Raw genomic sequence first — 20492 nt, 5'->3', positions numbered from 1 at the left:
ATGAAGGTTGGGCGTATCGGCGACTTGGCCCCAGCTTGAACCTGCGCGGCCGATCCTGCGCTGGTCGAAAGGCTGGCGTATCGAGGCGCGCCGCGCGGGCGCTGATACCTGGTTGCCGAACGCCAGAGGCCGCCTCACCCGGGCTTGCGCGCGACCAGCTCGATCAGGGCGGACAGGCCGTCGTGGCCGTCGCCCTCGCGCAGCGGCGCGTCGTAGCTGGCGCTGTGCAGCCACTCAAGCGAGCCGAACTGGGTTTCCAGCATGTCGAGCGTGTACATGTGCTCCCGGTGCGGCGGGCCGCCGGTGCCGTAGTCGACCTGTTCCGGGCGATAGCCCTGCAGGAACAGCAGGCCGCCCGGCTTGAGCGCCCGGACCATCCGCGCGAACAGCTCTTCCCGGGTGCCCGGCGGCGCGAACTGGATGAAGATCGCGACGACGGCGTCGTAGGCGCCCTCGCCCATGTCGAAGGTGGTGACATCGACCCGGCGGATGTCGAGCGTGACGCCGCGCTCGGCCGCCAGCGCGCGGGCCTTCTCGGTACCCCGCGGGGAGATGTCGATGCTGGTCACCCGGAGGCCCTGCTCGGCCATCCAGACGCCGTTGCGCCCCTCCCCGTCGGCGACCGCGAGGGCATGCCAACCGGGCGACAGCCGCCAACCCTCGCGCGCCAGAAAGGCGTTCGGCGCGGTCCCGAACAGGTAGCTCTCCTCGGCGTAGCGGCTGTCCCAGAAGCTGGCGGCGTCGTCGAACTGCGGCATGAGGTCGGACCTCTTCGGGCGCTGAAGGGCGGGTTGGACGTATTTGCGCGGGCGAATATAAGCCGACGGCGCAGCTCGGTCACCCGTCGCACTGGGGTGCGCCCGCGGCGGGTGGACGCGGCAACCATGTGGTTTAGGCTCCGCGACAAGACGGGCGGCGCAGCGATCCGTAACGAGCGGGAGACAGCGGCCATGGACCGCAGCCAGTTCCGGGGCTACCGACGCTTCCGCTACCGCGCCGGCGGGTCGGCGCGGACGCGCGCGTCGCAGCAGGCGATCTTCGACGTCGTGACCGACATCGGCGGCGAGAACCGCTACTACACGCTGAACGCGCTCTGGACCGTCCGGGAATTGATGGATGCGGCGATCGGCGGCAACGGCCTGCGCCACGAACGCCCGCACGATCGCGAGCTTCGGCCGGGCGACCGGATCGACAGCTGGGAAGTGCTGGACATCGAACGGCCCAAGCGACTGGCGCTGATTTTTGGCATGAAGGCCCCCGGGCGCGGCGTGCTGGCGTTCGACATACAGCCGGCCGACCGCGGCAACCGGCTGAGCGCCACCGCCTACTGGGAGCCGGACGGCCTGTCCGGCGTGCTGTACTGGCGGGCGATGCAACCCGCCCACCTGATCCTGTTCGACCGCCTGACCCAGGAGATCTGCCGGCGTGCGCTCGATCTGGAACGCGCGGCACCGGCCCACGGCGACCGCACCGCTTCCTCGACTTAGAGCAAAATGCTCGAAGGCCGAAACGGCTTTCGAGCATGTAGCTCCAACTTGTTGCAGATAGGGCAAGAGTCAGCCCCAGTGGCCCTGCCGGTCGCCCGGTTCGAACGACTGGCGCCGGGCGTGCGCGTCCAGGGTGTTGTGCCCGACGAGCGCGCCCACGACCGCGCCGACGCCGCCCAGGAACAGCAGCCCGATCTCCATCAGCACGCCCACCGCGAGCGCGCCCACACCGGCGGCGCCGAGCGCGTACACCGCCCACGTCAGCACCCGCAGCGGCTGGTAGTCCTTCGCCATCAGCGCACCCCTCCTGGCCGCCTACCCTCAAGGCTGGCATCGACCGGTCCGAAGAACGTCCAAGCGCGTCCCCTCTCCTCCGATTAGCGGAGAGAAGACCGATTGCGCCGTTCCCCCCTGCGAAGTAAATCGCCGACCGCGGCCGTCCAGGCTTAGTTCGACGACAGCGCGCGCGCTTCCGCCAGGGTCAGGTGCCGAGGTTCGGTGCCGTGCAGGTAGACCAGCCGCAGCCGGCGGCGCCGGCCGACCCGGGCGGCCGGCAGGGGATCGGTGCGCACGCCCTGCCCGTCCAGCTGCGGCGTCACGGCGGCGACGTCGGCTGCCTGGTCCTGTTCCACCCGCACCAGCGCGAGGCCGCGGCCCTGGTCGTCGCGGCCGTGGAACGGCACGCCGGCCAGGCGCAGGAAGCTGGTCGGGTCGCTCGCCGCCCAGAACCCCTCGACGAACGATGCCTCGACAAGGTCGAAATCCGGTTCCGCCTCGGCGTGCGCGTCGCCACGGTCGTCGCCGGGCGCGCCGTGGCTGTGCGGCACCTGCCACTGGGTCTCCCGCGCCGGCCGCGCGTTGTGACCCGGACCGCCGTGCGGCGCCCCCCAGGCGCCGATGCCGTTGTTGCCCCGGCTCATTCCGGCACCGCCGCCTGCCAGCCCGCAGGCTTGTCCAGGACTGCCCGGTGCCGGCCGAGCGTGCCGTGCGCGACCATCGAGCCCAGCGCCTCGACCGCGACGCGGGTGCCCAGCAGGGCCGTGATGTCGCTGGTGTCGTACGGCGGGGAGACCTCGACGATCTCCAGCCCGCAGATCCCGGGCGCGCAGACCTTGCCCAGGAGCGCCAGCGCCTCGCGCGGCAGGAAGCCGCCCGGCTCCGGCCAGCCGGTGCCGGGGACGAAGCCGCAGTCGACCGAGTCGATGTCGAAGGAGACGTAGACCGCATCCGCGTCCTGCCAGGCGAGCTCGAGCGCGATCTCCGCGGTCCGGTCGACGCCCAATTCCTCGATGTCGGCCATGGTGAGCACGTTGGTGCGCCGGCGCCGCGCCTCCTCCACGCCCGGCCGCGGCACCTGCCAGCCGCCGATGCCGAGCTGCACCAGGTTGGTCGCCGGGACGTTGTCCAGCTCGGTCGCCCAGTACCAGGGCGTGGTGTGCATCCGCTCGTCCAGGTCCTTGGCCTGAATGTCCAGGTGCCGGTCGAAGTGGATGATGCCGATGCGCTTGGAGGTGTTGGCCGCGATCCCGCGTACGCAGGGGAAACCGATCGAATGGTCCCCGCCCAGGATGATCGGCAGCGCGCCGGTGCCCGAGACATGGCCGACGCCGCGGGTGATCTGGTCGAACGACTTCTCGATGTTGGCGGGGATGGTGAACACGTCGCCGGCGTCGCACAGGGTCATCTGCTCGCGCAGGTCGACGCCCAGCTCGTAGTTGTAGGGCGTGTAGAGCGCGGAAATCCGCCGCATCCCCTGCGGACCGAAGCGCGTGCCCGGCCGGTAGGTGGTGCCGCCGTCGAACGGCACGCCGAGCACGGCGGCGTCGTAGTGCGCGACATCGCGCACGTTCTCCACATAAGGCGCCTTCAGGAAGGTGTTGATGCCGGCGAAATGCGGCAGCTCGCCCCGGGCGAAGGTCGGGATGTCCCGGTCGTCCAGGCTGCCGGAGCCGGGCAGGCCCATCTCCTTGGCCCACTCCAGCTCGCGCCGCCAGGCGGTATCGCCGAGCTCGCCTTCCGCCTGCGCAGCCTTCCAGCCGCGGCCGTTGAGCGCGTCGAAGTCCGGGTGGTGCCGGCGCGCGCCGGTCGGCACGGCGGCGGCCAGGCCTGCGCGCCGGGTCGAACGGCGGCCGTGGCGGAGATCATGGGGCAGCATCGGGGGTCTCTCCTGTCTCGGGCGCCGCGTCGGGCGCCGGCGGTTGCGAAGCGGCGGCCGCCGCCGGGTCCGGGCCGGCCGGCCGGTCGGCCGCGGGCGGCTGCGGCGGGCGCAACGGCAGGTCGTAGGTGATCGTCGCACCGAACGCCCGCGGGGCGTGCGGGTCGTGGCGGAGCTTGTCGAAGACCACCAGCCGGGTGCCCAGCTGGAAGGCTTCCTGGATGTCGTGGGTGACCATGAACACGGTCATCCCGGTGTCCTGCCAGAGGTTCAGGATCAGCGCGTGCATGTCCTTCTTGATGCCGGGATCGAGCGCGCCGAACGGCTCGTCCAGCAGCAGCACCCGGGGCTTCAGCACCAGCGCCTGCCCGATCGCCAGGCGCTGCTGCATGCCGCCCGACAGCTGGCCCGGATAGCGGTCGCCGGCGTGCTCCAGGCCGATCCGATGCAGCAGGTCCGCGACCTCCGCGCGCACCTGGCGCCTGGCGCGGCCGAACAGCCGGCCGAGCCCGCGCGCCCGCTGGATTTCCAGCGGCAGGGCGAGGTTGTCGCGCACGCTCAGGTGCGCGAAGACGGAGTACTTCTGAAACACCACGCCGCGGTCGGGCATCGGCTCCGGCGGGATCGGGACGCCGTCCAATAGCACCTCCCCCCGGGTCGGCCGCTCCTGGCCCAACAGGATCCGCAGGAAGGTCGACTTGCCGCAGCCGCTGGCGCCGACGACGGTACAGAACGCGCCAGCCGCGACCGACAGGTCGATCCGCTCGAGCACCCGGACGCCGTCGTAATCGACGCCGAGCCCGCGCACCTCAAGCACGCTCACAGCGCACCCCCTTCCCCGTGCGCCCAGCGCAAGCCCTTGCGCGACAGCAGATAGAACGCGCGGTCCAGCACATAGGCGATGATCGTGATCCAGGCGACGTAGGGCAGGATCACGTCCATCGCCAAGTACCGGCGGACCAGGAAGATCCGGTAGCCGAGCCCCTGCTCCGCCGCGATCGCCTCGGCGGAGACCAGGAAGATCCAGGCGGGCACCAGCCCCATCCGGATCGCCCCGATCAGCCGCGGCAGCACCATCGGCACGAACACGCGGGTGACGATCTGCCAGCTGTTCGCGCCCAGGGTCTGCACCTTGACCAAGAGCTCGTCCGGGACGTCCGCGGTCGCCTGGGCGACCGTGCGGGTCATCACCGGCGCGGTGCCGACCACGATCAGCGCGATCTTGGCCGTCTCGCCCAGGCCGAACACGATGAACAGGATCGGTAGCACCGTGATCGGCGGGATCAGCGAGAACGCGCCGACGAACGGCGCCAGGGTGGCCCGGATCCGCGGGATCGCCCCCATGGCGATGCCGAGCACCAGCGCCAGCACCGTCGACACCAGCATGCCGATCCCGATCCGCTCCAGGCTGGCCAGGGTGTCCAGCCACATCGTGTACTCGCCGGTGCGCTTGGAGGGCGTGAACGCCATCCGCTCGACCGCCGCCGCCATCTGCTGCAGCGACGGCAGCAGCCGGTCCTGCGGGTTCTCCATGTGGCGCAGCTTGCTCGCCACGGAGTAGATCAGCAGGACGGCCGCGAACGGCAGCGCCCCCAGGGCGTAGCGGGCGATCCGGCTTGGCTTCTGGTTGATCAGACGCATCGGCTGGCTTTCGTCACCGGAGAGCCGGGAGCGCGTACGAGAGCGTGACGCGCTTAGCGGCGGGTCCCCTCTCCTCCAATGGGAGGAGAGGGACAGGCTGAGGAGGCCCCGCGGCCATATCCAAGGCGACCTCCTCTCCCGAGCCCTCTCCTCCCACGTGGAGGAGAGGGAATCAGAGAGGGCTGCTTAAAGCTCGCCCTCGGCGGCCATTTTCATGTAGCTAGGGTCGAAGCGCAGCTGGATGTTGTTGGTGTTGCCCAGCGTCTCGCCGCCCGGAAACTGCATGCCGACGTAGTCGGGGCTGGGCGCGCCCTGGCCCAGGATGCCGTGCTTGAACAGGAACTGCCGGACGAAGTCCATCGTCTGGATCAGCTTGTCATCCCGGGTGAACTCCACGGCCTCGGCCGGGTCGTAGAACATCTGCGTGGTCTCCAGCTGGCTCTCGTAGCCCCGGAGATCGGTGCCCGCGGCCTCGGCCATCCAGGTGCGCGCGTCACGGCCTGCTTGGGTGTCGGAGGACATGATCGACATCGCCTCGTACCACGCGCCGACCAGCGCCTTGCCGAGCTCGGGGTTCGCTCGAAGCGTCTCGGTATTGACCACCATCAGGTCGATGATCTCGCCCGGGATCTGGGAGCTGTCGAAGACCTCGTTGGCCTCCGGCTTCTTCAGGATGGTGGAGAGCAGCGGGTTCCAGGTGACCGTCGCCTGGACGTCCTCGGTGTCGAACGCCGCCACCAGGTCGGCGTCGGAGACGTTGACCACGTTCACGTCGCGCTCGGACAGGCCGATCTGGTCGAGCGCGCGGGCCAGCAGGTAATGCGACACCGAGAGTTCCACGAGGTGCACGTCCATGCCCTCGATCGCACTCAGCTCGTCCTTGTTCTTGAGCACGATCCCGTCGTTGCCGTTGGAGAAGTCGCCGACGATCAGCGCGGTGGTGTCGACGCCGCCGCCCGCGGGGATCGACAGCGCGTCCATGTTGGTCATGGTGCAGCCGTCGAACCGGCCGGCGGTGTATTGGTTGATCGATTCGATATAATCGTTGATCTGAACGACATCGACGGAGATGTCGTACTTGTCCGCCCACTTATCCATCAGGCCGGAGCTCTCGATCCAGCCCCAGGGCATCCAGCCGGCATAGATCGACCAGCAGACCTGGAAGGACTCGCGGTCCTGGGCGCGCGCGTCCTGGACCGGGGCGGCGCCAAGCGCGGCGGTGAGCGTGAGCGCGAACGCGCTCGCGGCGATCTTGATCGGTTGCATCGCTGGCTCCCTGTTCAAGCGGCCGGGCCTCTTTGCGGGCGGCCTCTCACGGTTTGAACGGATTGCCAGCTTGGGCGGACGCCTCGTGGAAGATCGGCTCCGGGAGGCGGCTTGCGCTGGCAAACCGGTGCAGTGTCCTCCCGGGCTTTTGTCCCGCCGTGTCCCCGGACGGCTATGAGGGCGGCGCACCGCCGGCGTCCGGGTTGCATCTCTCGGACCAGTCGCCGCTGCCGCACTGCAACAGCCGGAACCCTAGATGCGCTGCACTGCACAAATGTAACAAGCGCATGCCGGGGGCGCAAGGAACGCATGGCGCGCGCGGCGCCGCACGCCCGAAGCTGGGGCGACGAAAAGCCTTTCTTGCTAGCTTTTCAGGTCGTTGGCCAACAGGATTAGGAGCGTTTTCGGGCCCACGCGCAGCGTCGCCAAGCGGCCCAGGCGGGCATGGGCGGGCGTGTGGCGCGCTTCGACACGCCAGCCTGCGGCTGGCCAATCAGCAGGAAGATGAGGAGTAAGTTATCGATCCACCATACGCTTCATCCTGAGTAGGGCGCCCGAAGGCGTCCGTGTCGAAGGACCCTGAACGGGCGCTACCTGGGCTGTACGCCTGCTTGGATCGCGGGTCAGCAGCCGGCTTACGCGCCCTGCGGGCCGCCGGTGATCCAGACCAGGGAGTCCACGCCCTGCTCGCTCAGCAGCTGGCGGCTGGTATCGCCGATCTGTCCCAGCGGGATGGGGGCGGGCCCGGCGGGCTCCATCAGGACGAACCGCTCGCCGTCGAACTCCAGGGTGCGATCGCCCGGCTGGGGTTCCAGGTCGGCGGCCAGCACGGCGTGGCCCGGCAGCAGCACAATCGCCGCCGCCGTGTCCGGGGCGAGCGTGCGCATCAGCGCCGCGAGCGCGGTCGCCTTGCTGTCGCAATCGCCCCGGTTAACGTGCAGCAGCTCCGCCGGAACCGCGAAGCCGGTGCCGTCGATCGCCCCGCGGATGCGCAACGGGTCGTACGGGATCTGCTGCATCAGCGCGAGCGCGAGCGCGACCTGCCGGCGGGTGTCGCCGGTGCCGGCGGCCTCGGCGATCGCGCGCGCCATCGGGCGCAGCAGGTCCGCCTGCCCGCGCGCCAGGGCGGCGTAGTCGGGCCGGATCAGCCCGCCCAGCTCGCCGTCGCGGACGTAGTTCAGGTCGTCCAGCAGGTCGGCGCGGACGTTCTGGGCGTAGGTCCGGACCTCGCGGCGCTGCTGCTGCTTCAGCCGCGCGCTCGCGCGGCGGATCTGCCGGGCCAGACGCTGCGCCTCCCGCTCCAGCTCGCGCTGCGTGACCCCCCGGCCCTGCAGCGACCAGCTGAGCTGCCGACCCTCGAACTCGTAGACCAACTGGATGGTGGCCGGCAGCGTGCCCTTCAGCGCCTCCATCCGGGCGCGCATCCCGTCCGCCCAGGTTTCGCTGCTGGCCTCGGCATAGCGCTGCACGCTGCGGTCCAGCCGGCCGGTCACCGCGTCCGACTGCAGCGGCTTCAAGCCCTGTCGCGCCTCGGCGTAGGCGTCCGCCGGCAGGGCGAAGGAAACGCTGTGCGTCTGCCCGGCGGCATCGCGGAAGCGGTAATCGAAGCGCACCGTATCGCCGGCGGCGTCGACCGCGCGCCCGGCCCGGCTGTCCGCGCCGCCGGCGGACGCGGCTTGCGCCGCGCCCGGGTCCGGCTCGGGCAGCAGCGGCCCGCAGCCGGCGAGCACGACGCCGAGGGCAAGCGGCAACAGACGCGAACGCATCGGGTGCATGGCCGTAAGTATCGGAGCCCAGGGCGTGCCCGTCAAACGGCCAAACTGTGGCTTTGTCGAAGCATCCCGCGCCCCGATATCCCCATGGACGCGAGCGCGCCCGATCCCCACCTACCAGGGTATGGCGCGAACCCTGATCATCCTCGGCATCGTGCTGGTCGCGGCGGGGCTGCTGTGGCCCTGGCTGCAGAAAGCCGGGATCGGCCGGCTGCCGGGCGACATCCTGATCCAACGCGACGGCTTTACCTTGTATCTGCCGATCACGACGTCGATCCTGGTGTCGGTCGTGATTTCGCTCGTGCTCTGGTTGATCGGCCGGTAGCACGCTCCTCGCCGTCACGATATCCTGGGAAGTTGACCGCGCATGCTGACCCTGTACGGCCGTCCGAACTCGCTCAACGTGCAGAAGGCGATGTGGGTGATCGGCGAACTCGGCCTTGCCCACACGCGCGTCGAGATCGGCCGCGGCCACCGGGAGGACGGCGGCGAACCATGGTTCCGCGCCCTCAACCCGAACGGCACGGTGCCCGTCCTGGTCGACGGCGACCGGGTGATTTGGGAATCCAATGCGGTCGTGCGCTACCTCGCCGCGCAGTACGATCCGGGCGGGTTGTGGCCCGAGCATCCCGGCGCGCGCAGCGAGACCGACCGGTGGATGGACTGGCAGCAGACGGTGCTGCTGCCGTCCTTCAACCCGGCGTTCTGGCAACTGGTCCGGACCCCGGAGGCCGAACGCGACCTGGACCTGGTGCGCCGCTGCGAGCACGCTGCCGACCGCGCATTTTCCCTGCTCGATCAGGCGCTTGACGGGCGCGCCTTTGTCGCGGGCGCGCGCCTGACCATGGGCGACATTCCGCTCGGCGCCTGCGCCTACCGCTGGTACCAGCTGGCGATCCGGCGCACCCAGGTGCATAACGTGGCTGACTGGTACGCCCGGCTGTGCGCGCGCCCGGCGTTCCGCGATCACGTGATGGTCCCGCTCAGCTAGAGCAAAATCGATGAAGGTCGCATCGACCTTCATCGTGAATTTAGCTCTAACTGCTTGAAGAGAGAGCAAGATTCAGCTGAAAAGTGGCTGCACCTTGCAGCATCTTGCTCTAGGCGTTGCCTGTGCGACGGTTAGGACGCGTCCACGCCGAGCGCCGTCGCGCCTGGACGATTGCGCGCGCGGCTCAGACGCCTAGGCTGCCGCGCACCGATCGCAGTTCAACCGACACACAGGGGAGAGACGGACATGGCCGGAACGGTCGAGGCACGCATGCAGGAAAAGGGGATCGAGCTGCCGCAGGTGGCGGCGCCGCAGGGCGCTTACCTGCCCTATGTCATCAGCGGCAACCTGGTGTTCATGGCCGGCCAGCTGCCGATGCTGAACGGCGAGATCCAGGTCAAGGGCAAGCTGGGCGACGACGTCAGCCTGGAGGACGGCCAGAAGGCCGCCCGGCTGTGCGGGCTGAACCTGATCGCGCAGCTGCGCCAGGCCCTGGGCGGCGATCTGGACCGCGTCGAGCGGGTGGTGAAGCTGACCGGCTTCGTCAACGCCGTGCCGGACTACGCGGGCCAGCCCAAGGTGGTGAACGGCGTCTCCGACCTGATGGCGGAGGTGTTCGGTGATGCCGGCGCGCACGCCCGCGCGGCCGTCGGCGCCGGCTCCCTCCCGTTTGGCGTCGCGGTCGAGGTCGAGGGGATTTTCGAGATCAAATAGCCTGGCCACCCCGACGACCTGTTTTCAGTCTGCCGGAGAGCGTGCCCCAATCCCCTCTCCCTTGAGGGGAGAGAGAGGGGCCCGCGACCCGCAGGGTCGTGGGAGGGTGAGGGTGGGATTCCACCTAGCCCTCTCCCCTCAGGGACGACATTTGTGCGGGCGGTTCAACACCCGTCTGGGAGGCTTCGAGACGCGGCCCTCGCGGGCAGATCCCCAGCATGAAGCTATTACATCTTATTGGAAAACCTATAACTTCATCCTGAGGAGCCCGGCGCGGCCGGGCGTCTCGAAGGATGCCTGACGGGTGTTCCGGCCGGGCGCCGAACCCGCTTGTCCGGCCCCTATGTTCGCTTTATGTTCTCTTGCGCGGGCAGCGGTCGGAACAGGGCGAACGCGATGGGTCGGATCAAGGAATCGGCGCAACGGGAGGTGGACGCGCGGCTCGGGGCGGCGACGCTGGGCGAACTGGCGGCCGACGGACTGGGCGTCTTCTGCTGGTGCAACCGCTGCGGCCACAACGCGGTGCTTGAAATCGGCCGGTTGCTCGGCGAGCTGGGCGCGGCCTTCCCTGTGCCCGAAGTCGGCGGCCGGCTGCGCTGCACCGGCTGCGGCGGCAAGGACATCGCCACCCGTCCCGCCTGGCCTGGCCTGGGTCCGGTCACCAGTCACGCGCCCGATCCGGAACCGGGGGAGAGCCCCGCCCCTAATGCGGAACGCCCGGCCGCCGACACGCAGCCCGACACGCTTGCCCCCGCCGACCAGACGACCGCCCGCGGCGATCCGCCCGGCCGGCGCCGCGGTTAGAGCAAGATGCTGAAAGGTGAAGCGAGCTTTCAGCTGAATCTTGCTCTCTCTTCAGGAAGTTAGAGCAAAAAAAGACGATGAAGGCCGATTCGGCTTGCATCGGTTTTGCTTTAGTTCGGGGCGGTCGCTGGCTTCGGCCCGCCGCACTCGCGGACCCGGGCCAGGGCGGTGCGGTCGCCCAGTTCCATCTCGCCGCGGTACAGGCTGGCCAGACCGTTGTCGCGCAGCTGGCGCATCGTCCGGCTGACGTGGACCACGGACAGGCCCAGGTGGTCGGCCAGGTGTTCCAGGCGCAGCGGCACCAAATAACGCTGTCCGGCCCCGCCGACGGCGCCGTCCAGCCGCTCCCCGATCTGCAGCAGGAAGGCCGCGATCCGCTCGTACGCGGTGCGCCGGCCCAGACTGACCACCTGCTCGCCCAGCCGGGCCATCTGCGCCAGCACCGCCGGCAGCGCATCCGTCGGACCGCTGCCGTGCTCCGCCTCCAGGCGGACGTCGGTCAGGGCGTAGAGCGGCGTCGCCTCGCGACAGCCCAGCACGGCGGGCGCGTTGACGAGGTCGCCCGGCAGCAGGAACGACACGATTTGCCGCCGGCCGTCCTCCAGCATGTGCGCGCCGAACGCCCAGCCGTCAGCCAGCCGGTAGAGCTGGTTCGGGTCGCCGGCCTGCGCAATGTCTCGGCCGGCTTCGCAGGCGACGCTATACCCGGCAGCAAGCCGACCGTGGGTGTGCGATACCGGACGGTCGGTCACGGGAAGATCAGTCATGCGGGTCTGTACTTTTACGCAGGTCTACACGTTGACGTCGGAAGACGACCGCCGGCGCGTGGGCCCGCTTCGTCACTCAGGAATCAAAGACGATTCCTGAACAGAAGTATACAGACCTTCTCGCATGGCCGGATGCATTTTTCGCGGGCACCGAGGCTTTAGGACGGCCTTTGGAGGCGTTTCGGCGCGCATCACTCCCACTCGATGGTCCCGGGCGGCTTCGAGGTCACATCGTAGATCACCCGGTTGATGCCGCGCACCTCGTTGATGATCCGGGTCGCCGCCTGCGACAGGAAGCCGTGGTCGAACGGGTAGGACTCCGCCGTCATGCCGTCGACGCTGGTGACCGCGCGCAGGGCGCAGACGAAGTCGTAGGAACGCGCGTCGCCCATCACGCCGACGGTGCGTACCGGCAGCAGCACGGCGAACGCCTGCCAGATGGCATCGTACAGACCGGCCTCGCGGATCTCTTCCAGGAAGATCCGGTCGGCCTTGCGCAGGATCTCGGCCTTGTCGCGCGTGACCCCGCCCGGAATCCGGATCGCCAGGCCCGGCCCCGGAAAGGGGTGTCGGCCGACCATGCTCTCCGGCAGGCCCAGTTCGCGTCCCAAAGCCCGCACCTCGTCCTTGAACAGGTCGCGCAGCGGCTCGACCAGGTCCATGTTCATGCGTTCGGGCAGGCCGCCCACGTTGTGGTGCGACTTGATGGTCTGAGACGGCCCGCCCTTGGGCGCCACCGATTCGATCACGTCGGGATACAGTGTGCCCTGCACCAGGAAGTCGGCGCCGCCGATCCGGGTCGCCGCCTCCTCGAACACGTCGATGAAGGTGGTGCCGATGATCTTGCGCTTGTGCTCCGGATCCTCGACGCCGTCGAGCTTGCCCAGAAACAGATCGGACGCGTCGCGGTGGACCAGCGGGATGTTGTAGCTGTTGCGGAACAGCTCGGTGACCTGCTCGCCCTCGCCCGCGCGCATCAGGCCGTGGTCGACGAAGATGCAGGTCAGCTGCGCGCCGATCGCCTCGTGCACCAGCACAGCCGCCACCGACGAGTCGACGCCGCCGGACAGGCCGCAGATCACCCGGGCGTCGCCCACCTGGGCGCGAATCTTGCGGATCGCCTCCGCCCGGAAGGCGGCCATCGACCAGTCGCCGGAACAGCCCGCGATCGCGCGCACGAAGCGCTGGATCAGCTTGCCGCCGTCGGGGGTGTGCACGACCTCCGGATGGAACTGCACGCCGTAGTAGCCGCGCTCGGGATCCGCGATCGCCGCGCAGGGGGCGCCGTCGCTGGTGCCCACCACCCGGAAGCCATCCGGCAGATCGACCACGCGGTCGCCGTGCGACATCCAGACCTGATGGCGCTCGCCCGCCCGCCAGATGCCGTCGAACAGCGGTACCTCGCGGTCGACCTCCAGGAACGCCTTGCCGAACTCCTGATGGTCGGAGCCCTCGACCCGGCCGCCCAGCTGGTCGACCAGCGTCTGCTGGCCGTAGCAGATGCCGAGCAGCGGCACGCCCAGCTCGAACACCACCTCGGGCGCGCGCGGCGCGCCTTCGCGGGTCACCGAGTCCGGCCCGCCGGAGAGGATGATGCCCTTGGGGTTATAGCCGCGGATCCGGCTTTGCTCGGCGTTATACGGCAGGATTTCGCAGAAGGTCCCGCTCTCGCGCACCCGCCGGGCGATCAGCTGGGTCACCTGCGACCCGAAGTCGAGGATCAGGATGCAGTCGTGCTGCTGGGCGATGGCGTCGGTCATGCGGGGCATCTTCTCAGGAACGGGCGGGCTCTGCGCGCGGAGGCTAGCGGCGGCGGCGAAAGGCGGCAAGCGTGGCAGGGCGCAGAACGCGGGTCGCCTCTCCAACACTCAATTAATCCCCCACTCAATTAATCCCCTCTCCTCCAGTGGGAGGAGAAGGCCGGGGAGAGGAGGTTGCCCGCGGCGCCCGAGCCTGTGGCACGGTTGCCCGCGGCCTAGATGCGCGTGGTCCCTCCTCCCCTCGCCCCTCCTCCCGCTGGAGGAGGGAGATTGGTTCACCACCCTACCCGCCGGTCTGCTGCAGCCAGGCTTCCAGGTCGGGCCAGCCGTAGGCGATCTGGGTCAGATGTTCGCCGGCGAAGCTCTCGATCCGCTCGGCGACGCGCTGGCCGCCCATGTGTTCGTAGAAGAAGCGCGCCGGGTTCTCCGCCAGCACCCAGATCAGGCAGTCGGCGGTGCCGGCTTCCCACAGACGCCGGAAGATCGCGTGCATCAGCTGCTGGCCGATCCCCTGCCCCTGCAAGTGGGGCAGCACGTAGAGGGTGAAGATCTCGCCGCGGTAGCCGAGCTCGGTGCCGCGCTGCCGGCCGTACGAGCCGAAGCCGACCAGGGTCTGCAGGTCGCCCTCGCCCTTCGCGACTTCGGCGACCACCGTGCGCTCGTCCTTCGACCGGCGCGCCAGCAGCTTGCGCCAGGTCAGCGCCTGGCCCTGCTCGCTCATCCGCACCAGGTAGCTGTCCGGCACCACGCCGGCGTAGGCGGCGCGCCAGGTCTCGACATGGACGTGCGCGATCGCCGCGGCGTCGGCAGGCTGGGCCAGGCGGATCCGCGCGCTCATTTGCCGCCGCCCCCGTTCGCGCGGCTCAGGCGCTCCAACACGGCGACGTAAAAGCCGTCGGTGCCGTGGCGGGCCGGGGTCAGGGTCAGGTCCTGGGCGTCCGCGGCCGGGCCGTCGCCGCCGGCGGCGTCCGGCCGGGTGGCGAAAGCCTCGGCCCAGACCTGCGCGGCGGGGATCTGGCGGAACTCCGGGTGGGCGGACTGGAAGGCCCAGGTGCGCTCCCGGTTCTCCTGCGGCAGCAGGGAGCAGGTGGCGTAGATCAGCCGGCCGCCCGGTTTCACCAGCTTCGCCGCCTGCGCCAGGATCCGGTCCTGGCTATCCATGCGCTGGCGCAGGGCGTGCTCCGACAGGCGCCAGCGGCTGTCCGGCTGGCGGCGCCAGGCGCCCACGCCGGTGCAGGGCGCGTCGATTAGGACGCGGTCGAAGCTGCCGACGTTTTCGTCGAGGAAGGGATCGCCGTCGCCGTCCTCACCGGTCGCCAGCAGGCGCCGCTCGACGTTGCGCGCGCCGGCGCGCTGCAGACGCGGGCCGGCCCGGCCCAGCCGTTCGCCGTCGACGTCGAGCGCGACCAGGCGGCCGCGATCCTCCATCTGGGCGGCCAAGGCCAGGGTCTTGCCGCCCGCCCCGGCGCAGAAGTCGCAGACGGCCATGCCGGGCTTGGCCGCGACCAACAGCGCAATCAGCTGCGAGCCCTCGTCCTGCAGCTCGACCAGCCCGTCGCGGTAGGGTGCCGTCGCCTGCACCGCGCGCCGTCCGACCAGCCGCAGGCCGAGCGGGGAATAGGGCGTCGCCTGGGTCTCGATCTGCTCGACCGCCAGCGCCTCCGACACCTCCCGGGGCCCGTCGGCCAGCAGGCGGTTGACCCGGAGATCGACCGGCGCTTCCTGGCGCAGGGCGGTCAGCTCCGCCTCCATCGCCGTGCCGAACCCCTTCTGAAAGGCGGGCAGCAGCCAGGCCGGCGTTTCCAGGCGGACCCAGTCGGGCTGGCGCGGGTCGTCCAGGCCCTGCCCCTCGAGCGCGGTCAGCCGGGCGCGTTCGTCGGCGTCGGGGGGCGGGGGATTGTAACCGGTGCCGTCGCACAATTCGGCCAGCTGGGCCACCGACCAGCCGGCGTTCAAGATCCGCTCGGCGAACATCCGCGCGCGCGGGTCGGGCGGCGTACCGCCGGCGACCGCATCCGCCTGCGCGCCGTCGGCGCCGCCGGCAAGCGCCAGCCACCAGGCCGTGCGCGCCCGGGTGCGGATCGCGGCGAACACCATGTCGGTGACCGCGCGCCGGTCCTTGGCGCCCATGAAGCGGCGCTGGCGCACGTAGTCCTGGACGACCTGATCGGCCGGCCGGTCGTGCGCGTCGACCTCCGCCAACAGCTCGATCGCCGCGGCGATCCGGGCTCCGGGGGTCATCGGCCGAACCGTCTGGACCGCATCGCGGCGTCAGTTCCGGTAGTTCGGCGCCTCGCGGGTGATGGTGACGTCGTGGACGTGGCTCTCGCGGATGCCGGCATTGGTGATCTGCAGGAACTTGGCGCGTTGATGGAGTTCCGGGATGGTCGGGCAGCCGGTGTAGCCCATCGCCGCACGCAGGCCGCCGACCAGCTGGTGCAGCACCGTACCAGCCGGACCCTTGTAAGGCACCTGCCCTTCGATGCCTTCCGGGACCATCTTCAGGCGGTCGGAGACCTCTTCCTGGAAATAGCGGTCGGCGGAGCCGCGCGCCATCGCCCCGGTCGAGCCCATGCCGCGGTAGGCCTTGTAGGTGCGGCCCTGGTAGAGGAACACCTCGCCGGGGCTCTCGTCGGTGCCGGCCAGCAGCGAGCCGATCATGCAGACGTCGCCGCCCGCCGCGATCGCCTTGGCGAGGTCGCCGGAGAAGCGGATGCCGCCGTCGGAGATCGCCGGCACGCCGTTGTCGTGGCAGACCTTGACCGTGTTCTGCAGCGCGGTCAGCTGCGGCACGCCCACGCCGGCGACGATCCGGGTGGTGCAGATCGAGCCTGGGCCGATCCCGACCTTGACCGCGTCCGCCCCGGCGTCGATCAGCGCCTGCGCGCCCTCGCCGGTCGCGATGTTGCCGGCGACCACGTCGGCCTTGTTGGAGATCCGCTTGAGCTGGCTGATCTGCTCCAAGACGCCGCGCGAATGGCCGTGGGCGGTATCGACCACGATCACGTCCGCCTCGGCCTCCAACAGCGCTTCGGCGCGCGCCATGCCGTCCTTGCCCACGCCGGTGGCGGCGGCGACGCGCAGGCGGCCCTGCTCGTCCTTGCAGGCGTCCGGGTGCGCGCTCGCCTTTTCGATGTCCTTGACCGTGATCAGGCCGACGCAGCGGTAGCTTTCGTCGACCACCAGCAGCTTCTCGATCCGGTGCTGGTGCAGCAGCCGCTTGGCCTCTTCCCGGCCGACGTTCTCCTTCACCGTGACCAGGTTCTCCTTGGTCATCAGTTCGGAGACCGGCTGCTTGCGGTTGGAGGCGAAGCGCACGTCGCGGTTGGTCAGCACGCCGACCAGGCGGCCCTGCTGTTCGGTCACCGGAATGCCGGAGATCTTGTGCCGGTCCATCAGCGCCAGCGCATCGGCCAGGGTCTGTTCAGGGCGTACGGTGACCGGGTTGATCACCATGCCGCTCTCGTACTTCTTGACCGCGCGCACCTCGTCGGCCTGTTCGGCGATATCGAGGTTCTTGTGCACCACGCCGATCCCGCCGGCCTGTGCCATGGCGATCGCGAGCGCGCTCTCGGTCACGGTGTCCATCGCCGCCGACACCAGTGGAATGCCGAGCTCGATCGACCGGGTAAAGCGCGTGCGTGTATCGGTCTGGTTGGGCAGGACGGCGCTTTCGGCGGGCTCGAGGAGGACATCGTCGAAGGTGAGCGCCGTGCGAAGTTCCATGTGCCAGCTATCCTGTCCCGGAAACGTGGCGCCGCATCATACAGTCTAAGCCTAGGCGAACAAGGGGGTTCGACGGCGCGCATTCCAGACTTGCACACGCTCGACGACTCAACAGATCGTGCTTGAAGCGACCCCATCCAAGCCCTGTAACACGGGCCAATGATAAGACCTCCACCATCGCCAACGGCAACCTAGCACGCTGCGCCCACCCCCACATTTGTTTAATCTATTTTCACAAACCCATCGGAACCCGCTACCAACTCTGCCGGCAATTCCATTTCCGAATGAATGATCACCTGACGGCGGCTCCTGCGCACCATCTCAATAAAATTAAATCTGCGAGAGTGTAAAAGCGCCTGAACAACAAATGAATACGGAGATAGATTCTTCGGCAATATTCCTGACCTGCGTATCTCCTCCCGGACAACCTCCCCTAACACGTCGTTTCCAATACTCGCAATGCGTTTCAAATTACGGATATTCTCTCCTAAACGCCGGCGATCTTCGGGCAATGACTCTAACGGCCAAATATCCTCACACAACTCGATAATCGACAACATCTCTTCGGTATCTTTATTTCTTTTTGCGACACTCGGACTTCGCGATAATTTCTCCGCCTCCGCAATCGACACATCGGCATGCTCTAACGTGGCTTTTACTTGATACGCAATTCTTTCTTTCGGCCAACTAACCGAATTTGTCTTATATATTAAGTCGTGAGTAGCAAGGCTCCATGCATGCTCAAGAATCGACTTGATCTGCACCTCAAAGATCAAGCCATCGATATCTTCCCCCCGACCGGTATCCGCAGGCTTTTTCCGCACATACTTTCGGAGCGAATCGAAGCGGAAGTCTGAAGAATTTTTTGCGGTATGCTGATCATCGCGAGGGCGTCGCTCCACCTGTTCAAATTTCCCATCAACCACATCCTCTGCTTGGTCAATATCGAGCAACGTGGGAACGATGATTGTACACACATAGAAATCTTCAAAAATGCGTTCTTTAGAGAATCTGCCTGTTTCAAACTTTAGCGCAAAGCTCTCAAGCGTTTTAACACGTTGCGAAAAAAACCAACCCTTATCGTTGCAAACTTTTCCAAGATACTCCCCCACAAATGCACCGAGGCGTTCAAAGGTGGCGCGATTATCCTCATGTAGGACGCGTATACTCCTCGCAACCTTCATGCAATAGCACCACCTAACAGTGCCTCCTCAAGCGCTTTATGACGGTCAACGCGCTGCGGTTCCTCAGTACTTGCACCCGTCCTGCTTAGCGCATATTTGGCTACTGCCTTGTCCCAACAAGAACCACGCTCGACCAAATTTTCTGAATCAGTTCCTTCTTTAAACCTTTCTACCGCCACCCCGACACTCTCCATGAACTCTGCGTACAGCCGCGTGATTGTTTCAACGTCAGGCATGTTTTCGAGGTTGACAACCAAAAATCCCCACAGCGAGTAAAAATGAACCTGAATTTTGAGGTAATCTCTCAGCACTTCTCCCCTTACGTCAAATATCCCTTTCACAGTATCTTTAACAGCCCCAAATTTCTCCCGAAACTCTGTCTCTTCAAACGTCTCAGGAGCATATTCCAAATCATCATAATCCGCGGAATAGTCGTCTAATCTGTCTTGATCAAATCCCATAACTTTCCCTTCAATCACGACGATCATTAACTCACAAATAAATTGCACATCTGCCATACGTTTGCTTCGAGCACGCGTCACTACGCCGAACTGTTGCCATTCAGGTTGCGCGGCTTGATCTTCTGCAAAATTTATAAACCACCCGTCATACTTCGCATGACGCAGCTCTTGTCGAGTTAGGCGACGTGAGTTTCGGTTAATCCTCTCGAAAATGTTTTTGATGTACGGCTCGCTAACATCCGGTAGCATTTCGACTACGATCTCATAGTTCCAGAAAGTTTCCTTGACACTTCGAGGTAAGTCATTCCATTTTTTTTTCTCGATTTCGACATTTCCATATCCCTCAGGAACACGGATCCGATTGTTCTTAAACTCGATAAGTGTCTCAAGTCTTTGCTTTCCATCTACGACGTGATAAGTTGGTCGGCCATCTTCATCTAGCGATTTGTGCAAAAAAATCGGGGGTGCCGGATAGTCGTTTAAAACTGTATCAATGAAAAATTGCTTATCTTTGGGTGACCACACACTCCTCCTTTGATATGGTGGCTCTAAATCAAGCTGGTTCTTCTCGTTTAGATCAAGAAACCAACTTATATCTTGGGTACGCGGGCTTCGTTTTACATCTGCCATGGTTGGTTACGCTCCATTATCAACTTTCTGGGACTTCACTATTGTGAGAGTGCCATAAAGATGACGTTCGCTCTCACTCGCCTCTTCTGTGTCCGCGATAGTGTCCGCTGAGCTGTGCTCGTCAAGAGCGACTCGCCTAAGTTTCTCGAGGGATGGTACCGGTAACGCTCTGAGGTCATGTGCGCTCACCTGTGTGGTCCCACAGACGCACTTGAAGTATGTTTGAACGGGAAGCGAATTAAGATATTTGACCAACCCGCGAATAAGATTTTCATCATCGTGAAACTCTTTGTGAAAAATATAGTTCACGTGATTTTCGATCCCAATTTTTTCGGATGATTCCGTTGTTTTCAGGCACTCTTGTGACATAACCTTGACGCCGTTATCGCCTGCGCTGAATCGCCGAACCAAAGCCAAATTTTGTGTAAAGTTAATAGCAGATTTCGATGTGGCGTCAATAAATCGCGGTTGCGCCCGTTTCCTTGCGTTATTCTTTTTAGTTGGGCAAACATCGGACATCCAAATTAGCGGAACACGTCCGTTTCTAGGCTCGAATTTTAACGAATTTTGGCACCGAAATGGTACGACCTCCCCGGTTCTAACGCGAAAACCCGCTGTTTCGACCGTTTCAGTGTGCCTGGCGAAAGAATTCAGGATTTTCAAATCCTCTTGACTTGTAGGTATTTGTAAACGTGCGTTTTTCTGTCGCTCAGGAAACACGACATTTGGTCTAACAACGACTTCGCGACCGCCGGTGTTGCTATAGCCATCCATGTATGAAATACAGATTTCGTTCTGCTCCAATTTTTCGCCAGATGATCTTTGCGCTTTCAAGATCACGATCTCTTGAAGAACATCATCGCGCGCAAACGCCAGCTTTCGAGAGCCGATAAGCGTAATGCTCTCAACAACCGTGTTATACTCAGAGTCTTTGGAGACCCGAATTCCGGCTTGACGCGAGGTTGAATCGGGATTCAGTTGCGAGCATGATACACCCCGGTTTCCTTTCCTTTGAAGATCGCCGCGAACTCGAAGCGTGCGTGCGTCGGCATCGCGTGGACCACGGCGTTGCACGGCGGGCAAATGCCCTTCTGCTGCTGGATGACGGCAAAAGTTGTGCCCAGATCGCGGAGT

At 66.1% G+C, this 20492-nt stretch carries 21 protein-coding genes and 1 riboswitch; of the genes, 5 read left to right on the top strand and 16 right to left on the bottom strand.

The genetic code is table 11. The features are described 5' to 3' along the window. Positions 1 to 134 precede the first annotated feature (134 nt). Positions 135 to 758 carry an SAM-dependent methyltransferase gene (locus CKO28_RS04145; protein ID WP_200339281.1) on the bottom strand — a complete coding sequence of 208 codons (624 nt, stop codon included), beginning with the start codon at positions 756 to 758 and terminating at the stop codon, positions 135 to 137. Positions 759 to 950: 192 nt separating this feature from the next. Here CKO28_RS04145 and CKO28_RS04140 point away from each other — a divergent pair, with 192 nt between their 5' ends. After that, positions 951 to 1487 (top strand): DUF2867 domain-containing protein, encoded by a 537-nt coding sequence (locus CKO28_RS04140; protein WP_200339280.1) that lies wholly within the window; start codon positions 951 to 953, stop codon positions 1485 to 1487. A 69-nt stretch (positions 1488 to 1556) separates the two neighbouring features. Here the strand turns inward: CKO28_RS04140 and CKO28_RS04135 are convergent, their stop codons facing one another. From CKO28_RS04135 to CKO28_RS04105, 7 genes are all read right to left on the bottom strand, one after another. Continuing rightward, positions 1557 to 1781 (bottom strand): hypothetical protein, encoded by a 225-nt coding sequence (locus CKO28_RS04135; RefSeq protein WP_200339279.1) that lies wholly within the window; start codon positions 1779 to 1781, stop codon positions 1557 to 1559. 152 nt (positions 1782 to 1933) lie between these two features. After that, positions 1934 to 2407 (bottom strand): hypothetical protein, encoded by a 474-nt coding sequence (locus tag CKO28_RS04130; protein WP_200339278.1) that lies wholly within the window; start codon positions 2405 to 2407, stop codon positions 1934 to 1936. Continuing rightward, entirely contained in the window at positions 2404 to 3642 is a 1239-nt protein-coding gene (locus tag CKO28_RS04125; RefSeq protein ID WP_200339277.1) for an agmatinase family protein, read from the bottom strand. Before CKO28_RS04125 ends, CKO28_RS04130 begins: the two co-directional genes overlap by 4 nt. Continuing rightward, entirely contained in the window at positions 3629 to 4465 is an 837-nt protein-coding gene (locus CKO28_RS04120) for an ATP-binding cassette domain-containing protein (protein WP_200339276.1), read from the bottom strand. The genes CKO28_RS04125 and CKO28_RS04120 overlap by 14 nt, the downstream gene beginning before the upstream one ends. Then, positions 4462 to 5283 carry an ABC transporter permease gene (locus CKO28_RS04115; protein WP_200339275.1) on the bottom strand — a complete coding sequence of 274 codons (822 nt, stop codon included), beginning with the start codon at positions 5281 to 5283 and terminating at the stop codon, positions 4462 to 4464. The genes CKO28_RS04120 and CKO28_RS04115 overlap by 4 nt, the downstream gene beginning before the upstream one ends. A 186-nt stretch (positions 5284 to 5469) precedes the next feature. After that, on the bottom strand, positions 5470 to 6549 hold the full coding sequence (locus CKO28_RS04110; protein WP_200339274.1) for a putative urea ABC transporter substrate-binding protein: 1080 nt from the start codon (positions 6547 to 6549) through the stop codon (positions 5470 to 5472). A 135-nt stretch (positions 6550 to 6684) separates the two neighbouring features. Continuing rightward, a riboswitch (guanidine-I (ykkC/yxkD leader) is annotated at positions 6685 to 6816 on the bottom strand. A 368-nt stretch (positions 6817 to 7184) separates the two neighbouring features. Next, entirely contained in the window at positions 7185 to 8324 is a 1140-nt protein-coding gene (locus CKO28_RS04105; RefSeq protein WP_207168735.1) for a hypothetical protein, read from the bottom strand. 121 nt (positions 8325 to 8445) lie between these two features. Here CKO28_RS04105 and CKO28_RS04100 point away from each other — a divergent pair, with 121 nt between their 5' ends. The 4 genes from CKO28_RS04100 (at position 8446) to CKO28_RS04085 (ending at position 10830) form a co-directional block, all read left to right on the top strand. Further along, complete coding sequence (locus tag CKO28_RS04100) at positions 8446 to 8646, top strand: DUF2905 domain-containing protein (protein ID WP_200339272.1); 201 nt, start codon at positions 8446 to 8448, stop codon at positions 8644 to 8646. 42 nt (positions 8647 to 8688) lie between these two features. Then, entirely contained in the window at positions 8689 to 9312 is a 624-nt protein-coding gene (locus CKO28_RS04095; protein WP_200339271.1) for a glutathione S-transferase family protein, read from the top strand. Between the two features lie 246 nt (positions 9313 to 9558). After that, positions 9559 to 10026, top strand: coding sequence for a RidA family protein (locus CKO28_RS04090; protein WP_200339270.1), 468 nt, complete (start codon positions 9559 to 9561; stop codon positions 10024 to 10026). A 396-nt stretch (positions 10027 to 10422) separates the two neighbouring features. Then, positions 10423 to 10830 carry a hypothetical protein gene (locus tag CKO28_RS04085; RefSeq protein ID WP_200339269.1) on the top strand — a complete coding sequence of 136 codons (408 nt, stop codon included), beginning with the start codon at positions 10423 to 10425 and terminating at the stop codon, positions 10828 to 10830. Positions 10831 to 10940: 110 nt separating this feature from the next. On the opposite strand, the gene CKO28_RS04080 is transcribed toward CKO28_RS04085, so the two are convergent. The 8 genes from CKO28_RS04080 to CKO28_RS04045 form a co-directional block, all read right to left on the bottom strand. Continuing rightward, positions 10941 to 11597 carry a Crp/Fnr family transcriptional regulator gene (locus tag CKO28_RS04080; protein ID WP_200339268.1) on the bottom strand — a complete coding sequence of 219 codons (657 nt, stop codon included), beginning with the start codon at positions 11595 to 11597 and terminating at the stop codon, positions 10941 to 10943. 191 nt (positions 11598 to 11788) lie between these two features. Further along, positions 11789 to 13357: a glutamine-hydrolyzing GMP synthase gene (guaA, locus tag CKO28_RS04075; RefSeq protein WP_200339267.1), complete on the bottom strand. Its 1569-nt coding sequence runs from the start codon at positions 13355 to 13357 to the stop codon at positions 11789 to 11791. A 283-nt stretch (positions 13358 to 13640) separates the two neighbouring features. Beyond that, on the bottom strand, positions 13641 to 14195 hold the full coding sequence (locus CKO28_RS04070) for a GNAT family N-acetyltransferase (RefSeq protein WP_200339266.1): 555 nt from the start codon (positions 14193 to 14195) through the stop codon (positions 13641 to 13643). After that, on the bottom strand, positions 14192 to 15598 hold the full coding sequence (locus CKO28_RS04065) for an RsmB/NOP family class I SAM-dependent RNA methyltransferase (protein WP_200339265.1): 1407 nt from the start codon (positions 15596 to 15598) through the stop codon (positions 14192 to 14194). The genes CKO28_RS04070 and CKO28_RS04065 overlap by 4 nt, the downstream gene beginning before the upstream one ends. A 30-nt stretch (positions 15599 to 15628) precedes the next feature. Further along, positions 15629 to 17083 carry an IMP dehydrogenase gene (gene guaB, locus CKO28_RS04060; RefSeq protein ID WP_200339264.1) on the bottom strand — a complete coding sequence of 485 codons (1455 nt, stop codon included), beginning with the start codon at positions 17081 to 17083 and terminating at the stop codon, positions 15629 to 15631. 221 nt (positions 17084 to 17304) lie between these two features. Next, complete coding sequence (locus CKO28_RS04055) at positions 17305 to 18267, bottom strand: RelA/SpoT-related domain-containing protein (RefSeq protein ID WP_200339263.1); 963 nt, start codon at positions 18265 to 18267, stop codon at positions 17305 to 17307. Then, positions 18264 to 19358 carry a DUF262 domain-containing protein gene (locus CKO28_RS04050; protein WP_200339262.1) on the bottom strand — a complete coding sequence of 365 codons (1095 nt, stop codon included), beginning with the start codon at positions 19356 to 19358 and terminating at the stop codon, positions 18264 to 18266. The genes CKO28_RS04055 and CKO28_RS04050 overlap by 4 nt, the downstream gene beginning before the upstream one ends. A gap of 6 nt (positions 19359 to 19364) precedes the next feature. Beyond that, positions 19365 to 20492 (bottom strand): hypothetical protein (locus CKO28_RS04045; RefSeq protein ID WP_200339261.1); only part of this gene is annotated, 1128 nt, incomplete at its 5' end.

It is taken from the genome of Rhodovibrio sodomensis, assembly GCF_016583645.1.
Classification (GTDB): domain Bacteria; phylum Pseudomonadota; class Alphaproteobacteria; order Kiloniellales; family Rhodovibrionaceae; genus Rhodovibrio; species Rhodovibrio sodomensis.
Note: the sequence above shows the minus strand (reverse complement) of the source record. Positions and strands in the feature narration are given on the sequence as shown.